The organism is Mesobacillus foraminis, assembly GCF_004340465.1.
Lineage (GTDB): Bacteria > Bacillota > Bacilli > Bacillales > Cytobacillaceae > Mesobacillus_B > Mesobacillus_B foraminis.
In genome coordinates this window covers 1-6,645 of sequence record NZ_SLVV01000029.1, presented here as the reverse complement: position 1 = coordinate 6,645, position 6,645 = coordinate 1, and the positions used below count along the sequence as shown (strand labels likewise).

The window sequence follows — 6,645 nt, the reverse complement described above, 5'->3', positions numbered from 1 at the left end:
GGACCTAGTGGAAGGGGCGGACCTGAGCAGGACGGTCGGCTGGTTCACCAGCATGTTCCCTGTGGTGTTCGATGTATCCTCAAGCGATCTTGGCCTCACGGTCAAGGAAGTGAAGGAAACCTTGAGGAAGGTGCCCCACAAGGGCGCGGGCTATGGGGTGCTCAGGTACCTCAACCCGGCGGTACAGAACAAAATCAAGCACACGGTAAAACCAGAGCTCAGCTTTAATTATCTCGGGCGATTTGAAGATGGAAATAATCAGGCGTTTTCCTCCATGCCAATGGGTATTCAAGTAAGCCTGCTTAACCATTATTCAAACGGGCTGGACTTCAACAGCGTAATCACAGCTGGTCAATTAACTGTCCATGTCCGATATGATTCTCGGACCTATCACTATAAGACTCTTGAACAAGTAATCAGACGCTTTGAAGAATGGCTGAAGGCGATAGTCCGTCATTGTGCCGGAAAGGAAGAAACAGAAAAAACACCTAGTGACTTTTCGGATGAAGGACTTACGTTTGAAGAGCTGGATGCAATCTCCCAGCTGATCGACAATCTATAATTCTCATCTTTGCAAAGATTGCACGAGCCTTTAGGGACGGAGGGATACTTTGAAAGATAATAAATTTGAAGACATATATAGTTTATCCCCGATGCAGGAAGGCATGCTTTTTCACTCCCTGCTAAGCGACAGTGATGCCTATTTTGAACAAATGGCCATTACATTGAAGGGCAGCTTAGATTTACAGGCATTTGAACAATGCTTCAACTTGATGATCAAAAGGCATTCAATCTTCAGGAGTGTCTTTCTCCATGAGGGCGTCAGCAAACCCAAACAGGTTGTCTTAAAGGAAAGGAGCATAAAGGTTGGCTTTGAGGACCTTTCCTCCAAACCGTCAGGAGTGCAGAATGAGGTCATTAGCACTTACAAAGCACAAGACAAGATAAAGGGGTTCAACCTTTCAAAGGACCTGCTGATGCGACTTGCCGTTTTTCGGACCGGCAAGGAAGATTATAAGGTCATATGGAGCTTCCACCACATCCTCATGGATGGGTGGTCCCTTGGGATCGTCCTGAATGAGCTGTTCGAACTCTACAGGAAAATACGTAACCGGGACGATTTATCCTTAGGCAAGCCGGCTGAATTCAGTTCGTATATCTCCTGGCTCCGTAGGCAAGATCAGCAGGAAGCACAACAATTTTGGGATGACTATCTAAGAAACTATGAGCAAACGGCAAATCTTCCAAGCAGGAACACCTCTCCGGTTTTATCAGGTTATGAAAGAAAAGAGATGGTGTTCAAGGTCGGTCCCGACCTTACCGAAAAGCTGAATGGTTTGGCCAAAGAATGCAAGGTTACGTTAAATGTCATTATTCAGGCAGTTTGGGGCCTGATCCTGCAAAAGTATAACGATACAACGGATGTTGTCTTTGGAACCATCGTTTCCGGCAGGACTTCGGAAATACCCAATGTCGAGAAAATGGTGGGCCTGTTTATCAATGCTGTGCCAGTCAGGGTTAAGACATATGGCGGGCAGTGCTTCCTGGAGCTAGTTAAGCAGCTCCAGGAACAGGCTCTCAGGTCCGAACCTTTCGGCTATCTATCACTTGCCGATATCCAGGCTGGCAAAGAAACAGGAAACCAACTCATCAACCATATGGTTGTTTTCGAGAATTATCCTCTTGACGAATCGGTCCAAAGTGGAGATGACATAGATAAATTTGGAATCAGCCTTACCGAGGTAGATGCCTTCGATCAGACAAATTACGATTTCAATCTACTGATCGGGCCTGGGCAGGATTTGATCATAAAGATGGTCTTCAATGAACGGAGGTATACAGCAGAGACCATTCATGACGTTTTTTCACATCTAAAGATGGTGATCAATACAATTGTACATTCGCCAGGGATACTGGTGGATGAAATCGATATGATGTCAGCAGAAGAGAAATCAAAATTAATGGGGATTTCCAGTTCCCTCGAAACGACTTATCCAATGGCCAGTACCCTGACCTCACTTTTTGAGGAGCAGGTGCAAAAGGAGCCATCCCGAACTGCGGTAGTACATGGCGAACGGAAAATCAGCTATTCCCAACTGAATGGGATGGCCAATCAGGTGGCAAGAAGCCTTCGAAGGCAAGGTGTACAGCGAGAGCAGGTAGTGGGGATTTTAACAGAACGGTCGACTGAAATGATCGTCAGCATGCTCGGAGTATTGAAAGCCGGGGCTGCCTATCTTCCGATCGATCCGGAATATCCGGAGGAGCGAATTTTCTACATGCTTGAGGACAGCGGGGCAAAGAGCCTGATTGTCCAGCATCCGGAGGACGTCCCTGATGGGTTTAACGGCCAGGTGATATCGCTTTGGGAGCGTGAATGGGAGAAGGAGGATCCTTCGGACCTGGAGGGGGGAACCCGACCGGAAGATCTCGCCTATATCATCTACACGTCCGGGTCCACCGGGAAGCCGAAAGGCGTCATGGTGGAGCACCGGAACGTAGTGCGTCTCCTGTTCAACGACCGGAACTTCTTCGATTTCTCCGGGGAGGATGTCTGGACGATGTTCCATTCCTACTGTTTCGACTTTTCCGTGTGGGAAATGTACGGGGCCCTGTTGTACGGGGGGCGGCTGGTCCTTGTCCCGACCTTTGTGGCCCGTGACCCTGAAGCCTTCGCCCAGCTCCTACTAAAGGAAGGCGTGACCATCCTGAACCAGACGCCTACGGCATTTTACCAGCTCTCCCGACAGATGGAGAAGCTGAAGCCCGATGGAATGCCCGTCCGCAAGGTCATCTTCGGCGGAGAAAAGCTTTTGCCGCTTCAGCTGAAGAACTGGAAACTGGCTTATCCTGCCACACAGCTGATCAACATGTACGGAATTACGGAAACGACTGTTCATGTCACGTACAAGGAAATCACCGTGAAGGATATCGAGGCCAACATCAGCAACATCGGAAAGCCGATCCCCACCCTCCAGGTGTATGTGCTGGATGGGCGGAGAAACCTCCTCCCTGTCGGGGTCAGCGGTGAAATGTACGTGGCTGGGGAAGGCGTGGCCAGGGGCTACCTGAACCGGCCGGAGCTGACGGAGGAGCGGTTCGTCGAGAACCCGTTCAATCCAGGAGAGCGGATGTACAGGACAGGCGACTTGGCCCGATGGCTGGAGGACGGGAACCTGGAGTACCTCGGTCGGATCGATGACCAGGTTAAGATACGCGGCCACCGAATCGAAGTGGGAGAAATCGAAGCAAGGCTGCTTTCGTTCCCGCACATTAAGGAAGTGTGCGTAATCGCAAGGAGGGACAGCCAGGGCCACTTGTATCTTTGTGCCTACCTCGTTGCCCGCCATGTGAGTAGCCAACAGTCCATTCGAGACCACTTAAAGGAAATGCTGCCGGAATATATGATTCCTGCTCATTATGTGTTCCTAGACCGATTCCCGTTGACTTCCAACGGAAAAATAGATAGATCCAGGCTGCCTGAACCACAAAAAGGGAGTCTTGCCAGTTATCAAGCACCAGTCAATTCCACCGAAAGAGACCTTGCTGATATCTGGAGCCAGATACTCGAGATTAAACAGGTAGGGAGAAGGGACCATTTCTTTGAGCTTGGCGGACATTCGCTCATGGCCACTCAGTTGGCAGCTGCCATCCACAAAAAGTTTGAAACCCGAATCTCCATACAGAAGATTTTTGAAAACCCGCTCCTAATGGATATGGCCCACTATATTTCTGGGTCAGGGAAAGAAGCTTTTACTATCATAGAGCAGGCTGCCAAGAAAGAATTTTACCCGGTTACGACCGCTCAACGCAGGATGTATGTCGTTCAACAGATCGAGGGAGACACAAAAACAACCCATTACAACATGCCTTTGATTTTGGAGCTCGAGGGAGAGATAGACACAGTATGCCTCATCCAATCGCTGTCCACCCTAGTTGACCGCCATGAACCTCTTAGGACGACCTTCCACCTTAAGAATGAGCGGTTGACTCAGCGCATTGAGACCCATCACTCTTTCGAAACCGAACTAAAGGATGTGACTGAAGAGGAATTACCCAAACTCATCGACGAATTCGTCCAGCCGTTTAATTTAGGTACCCACCTTCCATTTCGGGCGCTTTTGGCAAAAGTGGAAAAGACTCGCTACATCCTCTTGTTGGATTTTCATCATATTGTTTCTGATGGCATTTCAGTCAACATCCTTTTACAAGAGCTTTTCCAGTTGTATCAGGGCAGAGAGCTGCCATCGCTAACAATTCAGTATAAGGACTATGCTCAATGGCAGCAGACTAAACAATATAAAGAACGATTAAATACCGGGGAAGGATACTGGCTCGACCAGTTTAAAGGCGAAGTTCCGGTTCTTGAACTGCCATCAGACTTCCCCCGGCCTCCAGAGAGGTCCTTTTCCGGCGAAACCTTAGAGTTTGAACTTGATAGCAGGCTATTCCGGAAGCTCAAGAACCACTCGGCGGCAGAAGGATCCACCTTGTATATGATCCTGCTGGCTGCCTACAACATCCTGCTTTCCAAATATGCGGGACAGGAGGACATTGTCGTGGGAATGCCTGTAGCGGGAAGGGAGCATTCCGACCTGGAAGATATCGTCGGGATGTTCATCAACACCCTGCCTATACGAAATGAACCTAAAGGACATTTAACAATAGGAGAATTCATTGGAAACGTCCGAGCAAGGGTTCTTCAGGCATTTGAACATGCAGAGTATCCATTGGAAGACCTGATCGAAAAACTGGAAGTACCAAGGAATCTTAGCCATCAGCCCCTCTTCAACACCATCATGATTATGCAGAATATGAAAATTGACGAAATCCTTGTTCCAGGACTTACAGTCAAACCACATCCATGGAGATGGAAAAATGCAAAATATGATCTCACCTGGACGGTCATAGAAGGTGATTCTTTAAAGGTATTGATTGAGTACAGCACCAGCCTATTCAAAAAAGAAACGGTAGAGAGAATGTACCGCCATCTAACACATCTGCTTTCGCAAATGGTGGAGGAACCAGCTAAATTGATATCGGAAGTTCAATTAGCCACACCTTCGGAGGTTGGCAAAATCCTAAATGCGTTCAACTCTCCACATTCAGAATTTCCAAGGGAAAAGACCATTCATGAAATTTTTGCAGGGCAGGCAAAGAATGCAGCAGACAACATTGCAGTTATATATGAAAAAGGCACGATGTCTTACGGAGAACTGCACAGGAAATCCAACCAGGTGGCCCGACTTCTCAGGAAACAGGGCGCAGGTCGCGGACAAATCATTGGCCTTCTTGCTGACCGTTCGTCCGAGATGATCGTGAGCATCCTCGGGGTATTGAAAGCGGGGGCTGCCTATCTTCCGATCGACCCGGATTATCCGGAGCAGCGGATTTCCTACATGCTGGACGACAGCGGGGCAGAGAGCCTGATCGTCCAGCATCCCGAGGACGTTCCCGATGGGTTTAACGGCAAAGTGCTGGCGCTTTGGGAGCGTGAATGGGAGAAGGAGGACCCTTCGGACCTGGAAGGGGAGGCCTGCCCGGGTGATCTCGCCTATATCATCTACACATCCGGGTCCACCGGGAAGCCGAAAGGCGTCATGGTGGAGCACCGGAACGTGGTGCGCCTCCTGTTCAACGACCGGAACCTCTTCGATTTCTCAGGAGAGGATGTCTGGACGATGTTCCATTCCTACTGTTTCGACTTTTCCGTCTGGGAAATGTACGGGGCCCTGTTATACGGGGGACGGCTGGTCCTTGTCCCGACCTTTGTGGCCCGAGACCCCGAAGCCTTCGCCCGGCTCCTTCTGAGGGAGGGCGTGACCATCCTGAACCAGACGCCTACGGCGTTTTACCAGCTCTCCCGACAGATGGAGAAGCTGAAGCCAGATGGAATGCCGGTCCGCAAGGTCATCTTCGGCGGGGAAAAGCTTTCGCCGCTTCAGCTGAAGAACTGGAAACTGGATTATCCTGCCACCCAGCTGATCAACATGTACGGAATCACGGAAACGACTGTTCATGTCACGTACAAGGAAATCACCGAGAAGGATATCGAGGCCAACATCAGCAACATCGGGAAGCCGATCCCCACCCTCCAGGTGTATGTGCTGGATGGTCGGAGAAACCTCCTTCCTGTCGGGGTCAGCGGTGAAATGTACGTGGCCGGCGAAGGCGTGGCCAGGGGCTACCTGAACCGGCCAGAGCTGACGGAGGAGCGGTTCGTCGAGAACCCGTTCAATCCAGGAGAACGGATGTACAGGACAGGCGACCTAGCCAGATGGCTGGGGGATGGGAACCTGGAGTACCTCGGTCGGATCGATGACCAGGTCAAGATACGTGGCCACCGGATCGAAATAGGGGAAATTGAAAACCGTCTTATATCCCATGGTAACGTCAAGGATGCAGTCGTAATTTCCGTGAAAGAACAAGACTACAGTTATCTTTGTGCTTATGTCGTCCCTTCGGGACATCTTAAGGTTTCATCCGTTCGGAATCACATGCGGAAAATCCTGCCTGACTATATGATCCCTTCCTATTTTGTGGAGGTGGATACCTTCCCGCTGACGCCGAATGGAAAGATCGACAAAAAGGCCCTTCCCAAGCCATCAAGTTCACGGCCAGCGAGTGAAGGCTACACGGCACCGC

General features: G+C 50.0%; 2 protein-coding genes. Both read left to right on the top strand.

All coding sequences use genetic code 11. The annotated features are described in order from the left end of the window. Positions 1–562 (top strand): condensation domain-containing protein (locus tag EV146_RS26615; protein ID WP_199232724.1); only part of this gene is annotated, 562 nt, incomplete at its 5' end. 49 nt (positions 563–611) lie between these two features. Next, positions 612–6,645, top strand: a 6,034-nt coding sequence (locus EV146_RS26610) for a non-ribosomal peptide synthetase (protein ID WP_132011597.1), incomplete at its 3' end; no start/stop codon positions are given.